The organism is Oleiphilus sp. HI0086 (genome assembly GCF_001635225.1).
This window is the reverse complement of sequence record NZ_LWFZ01000924.1, coordinates 1-429: the sequence shown is the minus strand read 5'-3', so window position 1 is coordinate 429 and position 429 is coordinate 1. Positions and strand designations below refer to the sequence as shown.

Here is a 429-nt window from a genome sequence, read left to right as displayed (position 1 = left end):
GGTTAGTGCTTAAAATTCTTTCGTTCAACTTAGGTGTCGAACTCGGTCAAATTGCCGCATTGACTGTCATGCTTGGTTTATTGGCTATTTGGCGCAAAACCAAGTCATTTAAAAACTTCAGTAATGCAGCGAATGTTTTTCTAATATCGCTTGGTGTTTTGCTGTTGTTGCAGCAATTGCATGGATACTCGCACACCTCCCACCCAGATGATTTCGGCTTTAGCGCCGACAACTATCTACACGAACACGAGAAAATGTCTAGTGACATGGAGAGTGAAATAGAGAGCGAAATGACGAATCAAAGACCGAGAACTTCTCACGACTCAATTGACTAAAACGACAATAATTTAAAGAGGAATATTTATGTTCATGAGTTATAAAGCCCTTACTCATAAAGATTAATAAAAACAATATTTAAAAAAGCCTTGC

At 38.2% G+C, this 429-nt stretch carries 1 protein-coding gene; it reads left to right on the top strand.

The genetic code is table 11. The features are described 5' to 3' along the window. Positions 1 to 335, top strand: a 335-nt coding sequence (locus A3756_RS16630; protein ID WP_197481349.1) for a HupE/UreJ family protein, incomplete at its 5' end; no start/stop codon positions are given. Between the last annotated feature and the right edge of the window lie 94 nt (positions 336 to 429).